Genomic DNA, 14,522 nt, shown 5'->3' with positions numbered 1-14,522 from the left:
CTGAATTTACATGTCGGGATGACCCAGCGTAGCCCGCAGCCGCTCTTCCAACGTGGGCTCGGGGGATGAAAGGGTCTGCAAGAACAGGGTTTCAATGGCCGCGCGATCGCTGCCACGCACGATAAACACCAGCCGCGACTGGGCCCGCCCTTCCGGCCAATCCCCCAGCGTCTGCAACGGATAGAGCTGGCCGTGTACCCCGTGGATCACCACAGGCTGGCTCTCCCCCTCCAGCTGCAAGATCCCCTTGAGGCGCAGCATGGCGTCGCCGAAGCGCGCCTGCACCGCGTCGATGGCGGCCAGCAACCGGCCCGCCTTGAGCGGCTCACCGAGACGCAGGGAGAAGCTCTCGACATCGGCGTGTTGGAAGGCCGGAACGCCGGCCGCCCCCACCGGCGTCTTGTGCGGCTGTGGACGCAGCGGCGAGGCCAGCCCCTGCCGGGGGGCCTCGCTGCGCAGCCAGGCGAGCAGCTGGCGCACATCGCGCCCGGCCTCGGCATTGTAGGCGCCGAGGCTCTCCAGCTCGCTGGCCGGCAGCGCCCCGTTGACCACCCGACGGATCGGGGCCGCCGGATTGAGGCCTTGCAACCGCGCCTCGACCGCCTGCAAGGTCGGCTCGTCGACCAGATCCCCCTTGCTCACCACCAGCAGATCGGCCAGCACCACCTGTTTTACCGCCTCATACTGGGCCGCCAGCTGCGCCTCGATATGGCCGGCATCGACCACGGTGACGGTGCCATCGAAGCGGTAGCGCTGGGCGATGAACCCCTCCTCGCGCAGGGTGAACAGCACAGGCGCCGGGTCGGCCAGCCCTGTGGTCTCGATGATGAGGCGCTTGAAGGGTTTGATCTTCTTTTGCACCGCCTTCATGAAGAGCCCTTGCAGGGCATCGACCAGCGAGCCCTGCACCGAGCAGCAGATGCAGCCCGAGTCGAGCAGCACCACCTGCTCGTCGATCTGCTGCACCAGGTGGTGATCCAGCCCCACCGAGCCGAACTCGTTGATGAGCACGGCGCACTCGCCCAGCTCCGGCTGCTTCACCCAGTGGTTGAGCAGGGTGGTCTTGCCGCTGCCGAGAAAACCGGTCAGCAGGGTCACGGGAATACGCGGGTCGTTCTGATCGGTCAGCATCAGGGGGTCTCCTCGCCCAGTTGGAACAGGTCGCGGGTCCAGCGATTTAGGAAGCGCCCATGGGGATCAAGCGCGCGGCGCAAGGCCAGGAAGTCGTGCCAGCGCGGCAGCTGACGCGGGAAGTCATACAGATCGGTCGCCAGGTGCTTGCCAAAATGGGGCAGGCCGCCGAGCGGGGCGAGCAGGCGCTGCAACTCGCGCATCTGCTCGAGGGAGCCGCCGACAAACGAGCCGTCCGCCGCCAGATAGACCAAAAAGCCGATCCAGCAGACGGCGCGGCCATGGGCCGGGCTCAGCCAGGCCGTGGAGGGGCCGCAGCAGCGCAGAATGAAGGGATAGTGCAGCACACCGGGGTTGGCCTGCTGCCACTGCTCGAGCAGGGCCAGCGCCTCGTTCATCCGCTCCAGCGGCACCGCCACCTCGCAGTTGATCTGGGGGGCGGGGATCCCCTTGCAGAGGATCTGGTAGACATTGCCCACCAGATCCGAGGCGTCCTTGAAGCGGCGCACCGTCTCGAAGTGCTCGCCGGCCTGCTGCTCGTCCTTGGTGTCGCGGGCCATCTTGCTGAGGGTGTGCTCTATGGTGGCGTTCATCCGCTCGTCGCGCTCGGCCGAGAGCTCGAGCACGGCGTCACCGTTGGCATGATAGCGCGCTGTCTCCTCCTGAGAGGCAGGGTCGACCACCCACAGGTGACACTCGCCGGTCCAGGCGAACCACCAGCTCTTGACGAAGGCGTGCTCGCGGTTGACCCGCTCGTTGTGCTCGCGCAGCCAGGCGTAGTCGGTAGTGAACTTGGTGCAGCGCATGATGCGGTTGGGCACGGTGGCAAGGCGCACCTCGAGCAGGATGCCAAGGCAGCCCAGCCCCATCACGAAGGCGCCGAAGCGGGGATCGTCGCGCTCCAGCCCGATCACCTCGCCGCTGGCCAGCATCACCCGCAGCCCCAGCACCGCCTCGCACAGGGAGGATTGCCCCAGTCCCTGGCCATGGGTGCCGGTGCTGAGCGCCCCGCCCAGGGTCTGAATGCCGATGACGCCGGGCGACGCCGGCAGCATCCGCCCCATGGCGACCAGATCGGCATAGAGGGTGTCGACCTGGGTGCCGGCGCGGTAGGTCACGCTCTGCCCGTCGCAGGCGACCCGGCCGGTGAGGTGGCACAAGTCCACCAGCAAGGCGGCGGGGTCTTGGTAGACGCTGTGAATGGGTTCGTAGGAGAGGGAAGAGCCGATGAGGCGCAGCCGACGTCCGGGCTCTTGCTGCAACAGCTGCTGCAATTCATGCTCGCTGCGGGGCCGGAACACCTGTTCGAGGCGGGCCAGCGGATTGGTGCCGGACCAGTTGAGCAGCACCTGGCTCTCGCCCAGCGCCTTGATACTGTGAAATGCCTGGAAGTGGACCGTCATCCCCTCTCCTCGCCAGAGTCAAAACCGGAGGTCGATTCTACCGGAAAGCCCCCACTGCGGCATGTAAAACCACCTTATCAGAGCATACTTATCCGCATCCTGTGCAAGCGGGCCTGGGCCCCTGCCGCACGAACGAGGTCGTGACGGGCGCAGGCCGCGCCCCCACGGCGTGGCACCGCGTCATCGGCAGGGTTAACCCAAAAGAGCCCTGCATAGGCCCCCTCGCCACCTCGGTGTGCGCTGACGCGTCACTTGGCCTTTACAAATCAATGTGTTAATAACTCTATGCCCCATATTAAGGAGAAGCTTATGCTCGAATGGCTGGATATCGCCCAATGGAAACAGGCCATGCTGCACGGCGTGGAGCTGCTGCAATTTGTCCTCGAACTCATCTCGGTTGCCTGCGTCGCCGTCGGGGTGATCCAGACCGCCCGGCTGGTGCTGCGCGAGCGGGACACCTCGCCCGGTTTTTCCCGCATCCGCCTCTGCTTTGGCAGCTGGCTCATCCTGGCGCTCGAGTTCCAGCTGGCCGCCGACATCCTGGCCACCACCATAGCGCCCAGCCAGGAGGAGCTGATCCGGCTGGCGGTGATCGCCATCATCCGCACCTTCCTCAACTACTTTCTGGCCAAGGAGCTGGAAGGGCAGCGCGAGCAGCCGCTCCCAGGGTCCTGATCACTCGCCAGGGCCTGACAGGGTTGCTAGAGTGGGCCCTCCTCCCTCCTGCTGGAGTCCTTCATGAGCATCCCTTACTCCCTGCTCGATCTGGTTCCCGTCGCCCAAGGCTCGAGTCCGGCCGAGGCGTTTCGCCACTCGCTGGATCTGGCGCAGCATGCCGAAGCGCTCGGCTACACCCGCTACTGGCTGGCCGAACACCACAACATGCCCGGCATAGCCAGCGCCGCCACCGCGGTGCTGCTGTGCCACCTCGGTCACGCCACCTCGCGCATCCGGCTCGGCGCCGGCGGTGTCATGCTGCCCAACCACGCGCCACTGGTGGTGGCCGAGCAGTTTGGTACCCTCGCCTCTCTGTTTGGCGATCGCATCGATCTCGGCCTTGGCCGTGCCCCTGGCACCGATCAGACCACCATGCGCGCCCTGCGTCGCCACAAGGAGCAGGGGGTCGACAGCTTTCCACAGGACGTGGCCGAGCTCATCGGTTACTTCGGCACGCAGCCCGGCCCGGTGCAGGCGGTGCCGGGACGCGGCCTCGAGGTGCCGGTCTGGCTGCTCGGCTCCAGCCTCTATGGCGCCCAGCTGGCCGCCGCCATGGGGTTGCCGTTCGGCTTTGCCTCCCACTTCGCGCCGGCCATGCTGCTGCAAGCGCTGGAGCTATACCGCAGCCAGTACCGCCCCTCGGCGCGCTGGCCAAAACCCCATGCCCTGGTGTGCATCAACCTGATCGCGGCCGACGACAGCAGCACGGCGCACCACCTCTTCACCACGTTGCAACAGCAATTCCTGCGTCTGCTACGCGGCGAGGCCGGGGAGCTACCTCATCCGGTCGCCGAGCTGGAAGGCTATGGTGCCCATGAGCTGCTGGCGATGGAGCGCACCCTCTCCCGCTCCCTGGTCGGCAATCCTGAGCAGATCCGCCACGGCATCCAGGCGCTGCTGGCCGAGACCCAGGCCGACGAGCTGATGTTCAACGGCCCCATCACCGATCACTGCGCTCGCAAACGCTCGTTTTCCATCGCCGCCGAGGTGATGCAGAGCCTGTAACGGGAGCAGACTCACGTCAGGGTCGGTCCATGACCGGCTTTTTTATTTCGATTAAAAAATACTTTCCACCCAAAACAACAACCCACTCCTTACTCCCTTCTATAAAATAAAAAAACCAGCAAAAACAACGCAAACAGGCAAAACAAAACCCCTTCGCCGTGCAATTAATTTTGAAAACCACACAAAAAATAGTTAGAGTAGAAAGCAATGTCCGTCAGGGCATCCCTCTTCATTACCCAAAAGGAACCGAATGACAGCAAAATTGGAAACCCGACATCTCTACAAAATTTTCGGTAAGGAGGACCCCTCCGCCGCCTTTGCCCTGCTTGAACAGGGCGCCGATCGCCAGACCATCCAGGCCCGTACCGGGCTCACTCTCGGAGTACAAGAGGTCAACCTCAGCATCGAGGAGGGGGAGATCTTCGTCATCATGGGCCTCTCCGGCTCCGGGAAATCCACCCTGGTGCGCCTGCTCAACCGCTTAATTGAGCCGACCCGTGGCGAGGTGCTGATCGATGGCAAGAACATCACGGCAATGTCAGATGCGGCATTGAGACAGGTGCGCAGAAGCAAGATCAGCATGGTCTTTCAGTCTTTCGCCCTGATGCCGCATCTGACAGTGCTGGACAACGCGGCCTTCGGCCTCGCGCTGGCCGGCGTTTCTGCACAGGAGCGTCACGCCGCCGCCCGCCGGGCTCTGGCCCAGGTCGGGCTGGCCAACTGGGTCGATAGCTACCCCGACGCCCTCTCCGGCGGCATGAAGCAGCGGGTCGGCCTGGCCCGCGCCCTGGCCAGCGATCCCGATATCCTGCTGATGGACGAGGCCTTTTCGGCGCTCGATCCCCTGATCCGCACCGAGATGCAGGATGAGCTGATCCGCCTGCAAGGGGAGCAGCGCCGCACCATCGTCTTCATCTCTCACGATCTGGACGAGGCGATGCGCATCGGCGATCGCATCGCCATCATGCAAGATGGCAAGGTGCTGCAAGTGGGCACGCCGGACGAGATCCTGAGCCAGCCTGCCAACGACTATGTGCGCACCTTCTTTCGCGGGGTCGATCCGGCCCACGTCTTCTGTGCCCGCGATATCGCCAGCCGGCGCCAGTTGCCGCTGCTGCGCAAGGGCAACGACGGCCCGGCCAACGCATTGCGCCAGTTGCGCGAGCAGGAGCGGGAGTTTGGTTACGTGGTCGAGCGCAATCGCCGCTTCGTCGGGGTCGTCTCGGTCGATTCACTGTGTGATGCGGTACGTGAGAAACGGGGGCTGGAGCAGGCACTGCTCGGCGATGTGCAGCCGATCCCGGCTGACACCCCGCTCGGGGAGCTGATAGGCCAGGTGGCCCAATCCCCGTGCCAGATGCCGGTGGTGGAGCAAGATGGCACCTATGTGGGCCTCATCTCCAAATCCACCCTGCTCAACACCCTCGACAGGAGTAGCCCATCATGCTGAGAACACTGACCCTGCTGACCCTGATCGTGGGGCTGGCACTGACCCTCTTTCCCCCTTATGTCACGGCGGCGGATGCGCCTTTGGCTGCCACTCAGCACAGCGAGGACCCGTGGGGCAGCGCCCCCGAGGCGACCCCTGCCGCCGAGTGGACCCAGCAGATCGCCGCGCCGGAGCCTGCGAAACCGCTGGATCTGCTGCACCCCTTCGAGCAGGCCCGCCTGCCGCTGGATCGCTGGGCCGAGCAGAGCATCGCCGCCCTGGTCGAGCATGGTCGCCCGCTGTTCATGCTGGTCAGAGCGCCGGTTGAGGCGATCCTCGGCGGCATGATCAAGGGATTACAGGCCATCCCCGCCACCCTGATGATTGCAGCGCTCGGCCTGCTGGCCTGGCAGTGGGTGAGTGGCCCCATGGCCATCGGCACCCTGGCCGCCCTGACCGGGATCGGCCTCATCGGTGCCTGGTCCGACGCCATGGTGACCCTGGCCCTGGTGCTCACCTCGCTCTTTTTCTGCCTGCTCATCGGGCTGCCGCTCGGCATCCTGCTGGCCAGAAGCGAGCGCGCCGGCCGCTGGGTACAGCCCCTGCTCGACGCGATGCAGACCACGCCGGCCTTCGTCTACCTGATCCCTATCGTGATGCTGTTTGGCATCGGCAACGTGCCGGGTGTGGTGGTGACCATCATCTTCGCCCTGCCGCCCCTGGTGCGCCTGACCATGCTCGGCATCCGCCAGGTGCCGGCCGACCTGGTCGAAGCGGCCCACTCGTTTGGCGCCAACCCGCGCCAACTGCTGTTCAAGGTGCAACTGCCGCTCGCCATGCCCACCCTCATGGCCGGGGTCAATCAGTGCCTGATGCTGTCGCTCTCCATGGTGGTGATCGCCTCGATGATCGCCGTCGGCGGACTGGGTCAGCAGGTGCTGCGCGGCATAGGCCGGCTGGATATGGGGATGGCCGCCATCGGCGGGGTCGGCATCGTGCTGCTGGCCATCGTGCTCGATCGCCTCACCCAGGCGCTGGGGCGCAACCCGCGCCAGCAAGGGAGCTGGCGCAGCCGTGGCCCGGCCGCCCTGCTGCGCCGACTGAGCCAGACAGCCCACCCCGCCCGACACCAAGGAGTAGAAGCATGAAGAAGATAACCGCGAGCCTGCTGCTGGGCTCCCTGCTGCTGGCCGGCCACGCACTGGCCGACGAGACCTTGCCTGGAGCCGGCGTTAAGGTACAACCCATTCAAAGCTCGCTGCCGGAGGAGAGCTTTCAGACCCAGCTGGTGAGCAAACTGCTGACGCGACTCGGCTATGAGGTCGCCGAGGCCAAGGAGGTGGATTACAACGTGGGCTACACCACGGTCGCCGCCGGTGATGGCAGCTTCCTCGCCTACAACTGGTCACCGCTGCACGACGACAAGTATGAGAAAGCCGGCGGCGATCGGCGCTTCTACCGTCAGGGTACCTATGTGAGCGGGGCCGCCCAGGGCTATCTCATCGACAAGCGCACCGCCGAGCGCTACGGCATTCACAACCTGGCACAGCTCAAGGACCCCAAGATCGCCGCCCTGTTTGACAGCGACGGGGATGGGCTGGCGGATCTGGCCGGCTGCAACCCCGGCTGGGGCTGTGAGCGCATGATCAACCACCAGCTAGATGCCTTTGGCCTGACCCAGACGGTGCACCACAACCAGGGCAACTACGCGGCCATTATCGCCGATACCCTGACCCGTTATCGCAGTGGCAAACCGGTGCTCTACTACACCTGGACCCCCTACTGGGTCAGCGCCGAGATGGTGCCAGGCCGTGACGTGGTGTGGCTGGAGGTGCCCTTCTCGGCACAACCGGACGACGCCGCCATCGATACCCGCCTGCCCAATGGCAAGAACTACGGTTTCCAGGTCAACCAGATGCACATTGTCGCCAACAAAGCCTTTGCCAAGGCCAACCCGGCCGCGGCCGCCCTGTTCGCCCAGATGCAGTTACCTCTGGCCGACATCAACGCTCAGAACGCCCTGATGCGGCAAGGTCAGAGCGCACCGGCTGACGTGGCGCGCCACGCCGATGCCTGGCTGGCTGCCCACCAGGCCTTAGTCGAGCAGTGGCTGAGCCGGGCACGCGACGCAGCGCGCCCATGACGCAAGCAGAATAACAAGAGGAGGCGATAAGCCTCCTCTTGTTATTCTGCAAAGTGCCAGCAATCCCGACCCGCCGCCTTACTACGATAAAGCGCCTCATCGGCCCGCTCGAACTGCTGGCTATCTCCCAGACCATTCATGGCCACCCCCATGCTCAAGGAGACCCGGCACTCCCCCTCTCGCCAGCGCTGGGCCTGGATCTCCTGTTGCAACTTGGCAAGTTGCTCCTCTATTTGCTGGCGGCCTGACAACAGCAAGGCGGCAAACTCATCGCCACCGATACGGTAAACATGGGGAAAGCCCAGCTTTCGCTCCAGCGCATCGCCGATCCGGCGCAGCACCATATCGCCAAACTGATGGCCGAAGCTGTCGTTGATCTGTTTGAAATGATCCACATCGATGAGCACCATGGTGAACGGCTCATTGCGCTTGGCTAGCTTGAACCTGTCCTCATCGAAAGCGCGCCGGTTGAAGATGCCGGTCAGCGCGTCGATCCGCAGTGCCCGCTTGTGCTCCTGATAGCTGATCTCCAGCTGCTCCAAGGTGCCTAGACTCTTGCTGACGAACCAATTCTCGCGATGGGCATGCTCACCACGTCGCTCTCCCAAGCTGCACAACCGCTCCTGCACCAAACCGATCTCCATCTTGAAGATCCGCAGCAAGGAGCGCAGCCGCAATCCCACCACTAAGAGCAGCAGCAATGCCGGCAATAGCACCAGGGCGAGCACTTCAATCAAGACTTGGCGAAACAGGTGGGGGGGTAAATAGATGCCGAGTTCCCAGTCGACATAGGGGAGCCGGTGTGTCAGCGCCACACCGTGATAAAGCCAGCTCAGGGTCTCTTCACAGTCAATTTCCTGGCCGGTCAGGTTTTGTAACCACTCGGGATGCACGGCGGCAATCATGCGGTTACGCCGCGTGTCCGTCAGGTAGAGACTCCCCACCTGACTCCCCAGCGCCCGCTCCAGCGACTGCTGCACCCCGTCCAGCGGCAGATCCGCCATCAACAAGCCAATCGGGTGGCCATCCGGGGCATCGATCCTTCTCACCAGGGTCAGCACCCTGCGGTCAGTACCATATTGGGTGTATGGCCCGACCCATCCTTGCTGTTTTCCCTCATCCTCCAACAACCCGAACCAAGGACGCTGCTCCGGCTCAAAACCCAGGGGAGGCACCCATTGGGGATAACTCTCTAAACGACCGGAACCGAGGTGGTAGAAATAGAGGAAGTGCTCGTCCATCTTGATGCGATGGGCGGCCCTCCAGCTTGAAGTGATGGCCGATCCGCCGCTGGCCAGGAGCTCCTTGTCTAAGGAGTTACCCAGCACTTCCAGTTGGCGCTCGTTTTCATGGACCAGCTTATACAGGTACGTTGCATCCAGTGTCTGCAACATCTGCCTGAAACCGTCCAGTTTGACCTGCACATTATTGCGATAGTTAATCAGGGTCATGCCGAGACTGACCAAGGGGATCACCACGGCCAAGACCATGAATATTTTTGTCAATAAATAGTGCAAACTAGGACGTTTTTTTTCATGCATCCCCAAGCCTCCTTCCCTAAGGAGGGCTACATTAATCACAAAAACCTTAATAAGGCATTAATGCGCATACATTTGCTAAAAAAAAACCAAGATGCGACAAAACCTGTCGCAAATTAGTGCGGCAGTGAAATATTCTCATTCCCCACTCAATTCGCCTTCAATTGCAGACGAGATCGGTAAGCTTCTGTTTTCAAAGAGGTGTCGGCATACTGTCGTGAACCTGTCGTCACCCTTTCCCCACGCTGGTGATTACTCTTGCCCCTGTCATCTGACCCAAGGAGCCTCGAATGATTGTCAGGAAATTGAGATTGCAGCGCGGCTGGTCGCAAGATCAGCTCGCGACCCTGAGCGGCCTGAGCGTACGCACAGTGCAACGCATCGAGCGAGGCCAGGCGCCAGGGCTCGAGTCCCTCAAAGCCCTGGCGGCCGTCTTCGAGATTGAACTCAGCCAACTGCAGGGGAACACCATGCTATCGACATCGGAACAGGGGAACACGACAGGCGTCAGCCGTGAAGAGCGGGAGGCGATGGAGTATGTCCAGGCGCTGCGGGGTTTCTATGGCCATCTCATCACCTATGTGGTGGTGATTGCCGCCCTCTTTGTCATCAATCTGCTCAGCAGCCCGCACTATATCTGGGCCGTCTGGCCCATGTTGGGCTGGGGGATCGGGGTGGCGGTGCACGCCTTCAACCTGTTCCGGTTGCCACGCCTGTTTGGCCCCCAATGGGAGCGCAACCAGATTGAAAAGCGGCTCGGCCGCAAGCTGTGATGAAAAAAGGGGCCTCATGGCCCCTTTTGTGACTCAGCGTCCCGCGCCATCCGGCTCCCCACCCTCTTCGTGTAGGCCACACTCGCGCTTGAGGCCGAAGAAGCGGGTCTGCTCCTCACTCATGCCCGGCTCCCACTTGGCGGTGGTGTGCACGTCGCCGACCGAGAGATAGCCCTGCTCCCACAGCGGGTGGTAGGGCAGATCGAACTCCTTGAGGTAGTAGTGCACCTCCTTGTTGCTCCAGTCGATCACCGGCAGGAACTTGAAGCGGCCACGCTGAATGGCCAGCACCGGTAGCCCCTGACGGCTGCCCGACTGCTCCCGGCGCAGGCCGGAGAACCAGGTGCGGGTACCGAGATCATCCAAGGCTCGCGCCATCGGCTCGACCTTATTGAGCTGGTTGTAGCGGGTGATCCCCTCCACCCCCTGCTCCCACAGCTTGCCAAAGCGCGCCTCCTGCCAGGCGGGGCTGAGCTCGGCACGGTAGATCTTCAAATTGAGGGCGAGGCGCTCGGTCAGCTCGTCGATGAAGCGATAGGTTTCCGGGAACAGGTAACCGGTATCGGTGAGCACCACAGGAATATCGGGGCGCTCGCGACTCACCAGGTGCAGCATCAGGGCGGCCTGGATGCCAAAGCTCGACGACAGGAGATGGCCCCCCGGCAGGTTGGCCAGCGCCCAGCGCACCCGCTCGGGGGCGCTCATCTGCTCCAGCTCCCGGTTGTGGGGAGCCAGGGCCTCAATCTGCTCATCCCGAGTCAGGGTGAGCAGGTGGTCGAGATCGAGTGTCATGTATCTCTCCTGCCTCAAGCGGCGTAGAAATCGACGGCCGAGTTGACGACCGGGGCGACGATGCCGGCGCGGATCACGAAATCCCCGAAGCCTTCACCCGGCGCCCGCTCACCGGCCCAGCGGCCGATGAGGCCATCGAGTTCGGCCAGGATCTGCGCCTCGGTGATGTTCTCCCGGAACATGCGCGGGATGCGCGTCCCCTCGAGATTCCCCCCCAGATGCAGGTTGTAGCGACCCGGCGCCTTGCCCACCAGCCCCACTTCCGCCAGCATGGCGCGGCCGCAGCCGTTGGGGCAGCCGGTCACCCGGAAGATGATGGCGTCCTCGGCCAGAGCATGCTTGGCCAGCAACCCCTCGATCTCGCTGACAAAGGCCGGCAGCATGCGCTCGGCCTCAGCCATCGCCAGCGGGCAGGTGGGCAGGGAAACACACGCCATCGACTGCTTGCGCTGCTCGCTCACCCCATCGTCGATGAGGCCATACTGGCGCGCCAGCGCCTCGATGCGGGCCTTCTCGCTGGCCGGAACGCCGGCAATGATCAGGTTCTGGTTGGCGGTGAGGCGAAAATCCCCCTGATGAACCTTGGCGATCTCGCGCATCCCGCTCTTGAGCGGCTTGCCCGGGAAGTCGAGCAGGCGGCCGTTCTCGATAAACAGGGTGAGGTGGTGCTTGCCATCCACCCCTTCCACCCAGCCGAAGCGATCGCCGCGGCTGGTGAACGCATAGGGGCGCACCTCGCCAAATTGAATTCCGGCGCGGCGCTCCACCTCGGCCTTGAAGGCCTCGACGCCAACACGCTCGAGCGTGTACTTGGTCTTGGCATTCTTGCGATTGACCCGGTTGCCCCAGTCGCGCTGGGTGGTCACCACGGCCGCCGCCACCTCCAGCACGTGGGAGAGCGGGATGAAACCAAAGTCGCTCGCCTTGCGCGGGTAGGTGCTGGTGTCGCCGTGGGTCATGGCGAGCCCGCCGCCCACCAGCACGTTGAAGCCGACCAGCTTGCCGTGATCGCTAATCGCCACGAAGTTCAGATCGTTGGCGTGAATGTCCACGTCGTTGTGGGGCGGGATCACGACCGTGGTCTTGAATTTACGCGGCAGGTAGGTCGAGCCCAGGATCGGCTCCTCATCCTGCCCCTGCTTCTCGCCATCGAGCCAGATCTCCACGTAGGCGCGGGTCTTGGGCAGCAGGTGCTCGGAGATTTTCTTGGCCCACTCGTAGGCCTCCTGATGCAGCTCTGACTCCACCGGGTTGCTGGTGCACAGCACGTTGCGGTTCACGTCGCCGGCGGTGGCGATGCTGTCGATGCCGGTGCTGTTGAGCAACTGATGCATCCCTTTAATGTCGCGCTTGAGCACCCCGTGAAACTGGAAGGTCTGCCGGGTGGTGAGGCGGATGCTGCCATAGAGGGAGCTCTGCTCGGCGAACTGATCGATCACCAGCCACTGGGCCGGGGTGATGATCCCCCCCGGCAGACGGGCGCGCAGCATGACGTTGTGCAGCGGCTCCAGTTTCTGGGCGGCGCGCTCGGGACGGATGTCGCGGTCATCCTGCTGGTACATGCCGTGAAAGCGGATCAGCTGGAAGTTGTCGCCGTTGAAGCCGCCAGTCAGGGGATCTTGCAGATCCTGCGCTATGGTGCCGCGCAGGAAGTGGCTCTCGCGCTTGAGGCGCTCGTTGTCGGAGAGCGGCCCTTCCACCGGGCCGGGAACGGTTTGCTTGCTCATCAGTAGACATCCCTTTGATAACGTTTGGCACGACGCAGTTCGCTCAAATACTCTTCTGCTTCCTCACGGCTCTTGTGACCGTGCTTGGCAATCACTTCCAGCAGGGCCTCCTGCACATCCTTGGCCATCTTGTTGGCATCGCCGCAGACGTAGAAGTGAGCGCCTGCTTCCAGCCACTGATAGAGCTCCTGGCCCGCCTCGCGCAGCCGATCCTGCACGTAGATCTTCTCGGCCTGATCGCGGCTGAAGGCCAGTGAGATCTGGCTGAGCAGCCCGCTCTTCACATAACGCTGCCACTCCACCTGATAGAGGAAGTCCTGCGTGAAGTGGGGATTACCGAAAAAGAGCCAATTCTTGCCCTGTGCCCCTTGGGCCTCCCGCTCCTGCATAAAGGCGCGAAACGGAGCGATGCCGGTGCCCGGCCCCACCATGATGATCGGGGTGTCGGGGTTGGCCGGCAGGCGGAAGTTGTCATTGTGCTCGACGAACACCCGCACCTCGGCCCCCTCCTCCAATCGGTCGGCTAGGTAGGAGGAGGCCGCGCCAGAGCGCAGCGTGCCATCTTCCTGCGGGTAGCGCACCACGCCGACGGTGAGGTGTACCTCGTCCTCCACCTCGCTCTGGGCGGAGGCGATGGAGTAGAGGCGTGGAGTAAGCGGGCGCAGCAGCCCCAGCAGCTGCTCGGCGCTAAGCGGTGTCGGGAAGCGTTTGAGCACATCCACCACCTGGGCGCTGGCCACCAGGGCGTTGACCTGGGCCTTGTCGCCCGCCAGATCCTTGAGCGCCGCGTTGCCCGATATGTCAGCAAGCCCTGTGATAAAGCCGCCGTGCAGCCGGGTCAGCTCGACGTGGCGGGTCAGTGCGGCGCGCAAGGTGCCGTGGGCCGTGGTTTCGTCACCGGAAAGCGCGGCCAGGGCCAGCACTTCATCCACCAGCGCCGGATCGTTGTCAAACCAGACCCCGAGGGCGTCGCCCGGCTGATAGCGAAGGCCAGACGCTTCCAGGCTGATCTCGATGTGGCGGATATCCTTGGTGGAATCCCGGCCGGTGACCTTCTGATTCACCGACAGCCGTGCCGGGAAGGGGTTCTCCTTACTGTACTGGCTGTGGCCGACCGCCTGGGCGACACTGCCCGCCACGCTGGCAGGGGCCGTACCCCCCAGGGTTGCCGCCAGTGAAGTGAGCGCCTGCTCGCCCCAGCTTGCGGCTGCCGCCTGATAATCCACGTCGAGCAGGGCACTCTCCACCACTCGCTCCCCGCCGGCCTTGGCGAGGAAGGTGTCGAAGTCTTTGGCCGTCTGGCAGAAGAATTCATAGGAGCTATCCCCCAGCCCGAGCACGGCGAACTTGAGGCCGTCGAGCTTACCGAGCTTGCCCTTTTTCAGCTGCTCGTGCAGATCCACCGCGCTCTCGGGCGGCTCGCCCTCGCCATAGGTGCTCACCACCACCAGCAGGTGGCTCTCCTTCTTGAGCTGCTTGGGCTTGTAGTCGGACATGGCGGTCACGCTGACCGGGAGCCCCTTGTCGGCCGCCAGCTTGCGCAAGCTGTCGGCGACGCCTTTCGCGTTACCGGTCTGGGAGCCGTAGAGGATGGTCAGGGAGCCTGACACGGCCGCCGGGGCCACCGCAGCGGGGGCGACGCCGCCCTGAGAGAGGCCGTAGAGGTAGCCACTGACCCAGGCCAGCTGCTGGACGTTGAGGCCGGAGAGCACCTGGGAGAGCTGCTGCTGCTGCTCATCCGACAGGGGAGAGATACCCTTCAAAGACATAGCTCACTTCTTCCATGGACAGGTTTTTGGGCAGCCTACCCCTGGCTATGAATAACAACAAAGAATAAAAAAGCATTCTTTAGATCTGAAAATGG

The 14,522-nt window shown here is 63.5% G+C and carries 12 protein-coding genes; 6 read left to right on the top strand and 6 right to left on the bottom strand.

The features are described from left to right. Positions 1-6 precede the first annotated feature (6 nt). Both BN1134_RS17325 and BN1134_RS17320 read right to left on the bottom strand, forming a co-directional pair. The gene (locus BN1134_RS17325) at positions 7-1,128 is read right to left on the bottom strand and encodes a CobW family GTP-binding protein (RefSeq protein WP_042048755.1); all 1,122 of its coding nucleotides are present in this window, start codon (positions 1,126-1,128) and stop codon (positions 7-9) included. A 2-nt stretch (positions 1,129-1,130) separates the two neighbouring features. Beyond that, positions 1,131-2,534, bottom strand: a complete 1,404-nt coding sequence (locus tag BN1134_RS17320) for a D-arabinono-1,4-lactone oxidase (protein ID WP_042048729.1) — start codon at positions 2,532-2,534, stop codon at positions 1,131-1,133. Positions 2,535-2,843: 309 nt separating this feature from the next. Between BN1134_RS17320 and BN1134_RS17315 the strand changes: the two genes are divergently transcribed. The 5 genes from BN1134_RS17315 to proX all read left to right on the top strand — a co-directional run bounded on the left by BN1134_RS17315 (position 2,844) and on the right by proX (position 7,828). Then, positions 2,844-3,209: a DUF1622 domain-containing protein gene (locus BN1134_RS17315; RefSeq protein WP_042048728.1), complete on the top strand. Its 366-nt coding sequence runs from the start codon at positions 2,844-2,846 to the stop codon at positions 3,207-3,209. Positions 3,210-3,272: 63 nt separating this feature from the next. Then, entirely contained in the window at positions 3,273-4,256 is a 984-nt protein-coding gene (locus BN1134_RS17310; protein ID WP_042048727.1) for an LLM class flavin-dependent oxidoreductase, read from the top strand. A gap of 250 nt (positions 4,257-4,506) precedes the next feature. Continuing rightward, the gene (gene proV / locus BN1134_RS17305) at positions 4,507-5,706 is read left to right on the top strand and encodes a glycine betaine/L-proline ABC transporter ATP-binding protein ProV (RefSeq protein WP_042048726.1); all 1,200 of its coding nucleotides are present in this window, start codon (positions 4,507-4,509) and stop codon (positions 5,704-5,706) included. After that, the gene (gene proW, locus BN1134_RS17300) at positions 5,700-6,833 is read left to right on the top strand and encodes a glycine betaine/L-proline ABC transporter permease ProW (protein ID WP_084214859.1); all 1,134 of its coding nucleotides are present in this window, start codon (positions 5,700-5,702) and stop codon (positions 6,831-6,833) included. Before proV ends, proW begins: the two co-directional genes overlap by 7 nt. Continuing rightward, positions 6,830-7,828 (top strand): glycine betaine/L-proline ABC transporter substrate-binding protein ProX, encoded by a 999-nt coding sequence (gene proX / locus BN1134_RS17295; protein WP_042048725.1) that lies wholly within the window; start codon positions 6,830-6,832, stop codon positions 7,826-7,828. Before proW ends, proX begins: the two co-directional genes overlap by 4 nt. 41 nt (positions 7,829-7,869) lie before the next feature. On the opposite strand, the gene BN1134_RS17290 is transcribed toward proX, so the two are convergent. Next, complete coding sequence (locus tag BN1134_RS17290) at positions 7,870-9,318, bottom strand: sensor domain-containing diguanylate cyclase (protein ID WP_198133211.1); 1,449 nt, start codon at positions 9,316-9,318, stop codon at positions 7,870-7,872. 338 nt (positions 9,319-9,656) lie between these two features. Here BN1134_RS17290 and BN1134_RS17285 point away from each other — a divergent pair, with 338 nt between their 5' ends. Continuing rightward, complete coding sequence (locus BN1134_RS17285) at positions 9,657-10,139, top strand: 2TM domain-containing protein (protein ID WP_042048724.1); 483 nt, start codon at positions 9,657-9,659, stop codon at positions 10,137-10,139. A gap of 33 nt (positions 10,140-10,172) precedes the next feature. Here the strand turns inward: BN1134_RS17285 and BN1134_RS17280 are convergent, their stop codons facing one another. The 3 genes from BN1134_RS17280 to BN1134_RS17270 are packed head-to-tail and all read right to left on the bottom strand — an operon-like array spanning position 10,173 to position 14,427. Further along, on the bottom strand, positions 10,173-10,931 hold the full coding sequence (locus BN1134_RS17280; RefSeq protein WP_042048722.1) for a phosphoadenylyl-sulfate reductase: 759 nt from the start codon (positions 10,929-10,931) through the stop codon (positions 10,173-10,175). Between the two features lie 14 nt (positions 10,932-10,945). After that, positions 10,946-12,658, bottom strand: a complete 1,713-nt coding sequence (cysI, locus tag BN1134_RS17275; RefSeq protein WP_042048721.1) for an assimilatory sulfite reductase (NADPH) hemoprotein subunit — start codon at positions 12,656-12,658, stop codon at positions 10,946-10,948. Next, a complete protein-coding gene (locus BN1134_RS17270; protein ID WP_042048720.1) occupies positions 12,658-14,427 on the bottom strand; it encodes an assimilatory sulfite reductase (NADPH) flavoprotein subunit in 1,770 nt (589 codons plus the stop codon). Before BN1134_RS17270 ends, cysI begins: the two co-directional genes overlap by 1 nt. Between the last annotated feature and the right edge of the window lie 95 nt (positions 14,428-14,522).

It is taken from the genome of Aeromonas simiae, from assembly GCF_000820125.1.
Lineage (GTDB): Bacteria > Pseudomonadota > Gammaproteobacteria > Enterobacterales > Aeromonadaceae > Aeromonas > Aeromonas simiae.
This window is presented reverse-complemented; position numbering and strand designations above follow the sequence as displayed.

Excerpts from the sequence above, each read along its gene's own strand:
- BN1134_RS17315 (WP_042048728.1), top strand. The coding sequence starts at position 2,844 with ATGCTCGAATGGCTGGATATCGCCCAATGGAAACAGGCCATGCTGCAC.
- BN1134_RS17280 (WP_042048722.1), bottom strand. The coding sequence starts at position 10,931 with ATGACACTCGATCTCGACCACCTGCTCACCCTGACTCGGGATGAGCAG.
- BN1134_RS17290 (WP_198133211.1), bottom strand. The coding sequence starts at position 9,318 with ATGGTCTTGGCCGTGGTGATCCCCTTGGTCAGTCTCGGCATGACCCTG.
- proV (WP_042048726.1), top strand. The coding sequence starts at position 4,507 with ATGACAGCAAAATTGGAAACCCGACATCTCTACAAAATTTTCGGTAAG.
- proX (WP_042048725.1), top strand. The coding sequence starts at position 6,830 with ATGAAGAAGATAACCGCGAGCCTGCTGCTGGGCTCCCTGCTGCTGGCC.
- BN1134_RS17270 (WP_042048720.1), bottom strand. The coding sequence starts at position 14,427 with ATGTCTTTGAAGGGTATCTCTCCCCTGTCGGATGAGCAGCAGCAGCAG.
- proW (WP_084214859.1), top strand. The coding sequence starts at position 5,700 with ATGCTGAGAACACTGACCCTGCTGACCCTGATCGTGGGGCTGGCACTG.
- BN1134_RS17310 (WP_042048727.1), top strand. The coding sequence starts at position 3,273 with ATGAGCATCCCTTACTCCCTGCTCGATCTGGTTCCCGTCGCCCAAGGC.
- BN1134_RS17320 (WP_042048729.1), bottom strand. The coding sequence starts at position 2,534 with ATGACGGTCCACTTCCAGGCATTTCACAGTATCAAGGCGCTGGGCGAG.
- BN1134_RS17285 (WP_042048724.1), top strand. The coding sequence starts at position 9,657 with ATGATTGTCAGGAAATTGAGATTGCAGCGCGGCTGGTCGCAAGATCAG.
- cysI (WP_042048721.1), bottom strand. The coding sequence starts at position 12,658 with ATGAGCAAGCAAACCGTTCCCGGCCCGGTGGAAGGGCCGCTCTCCGAC.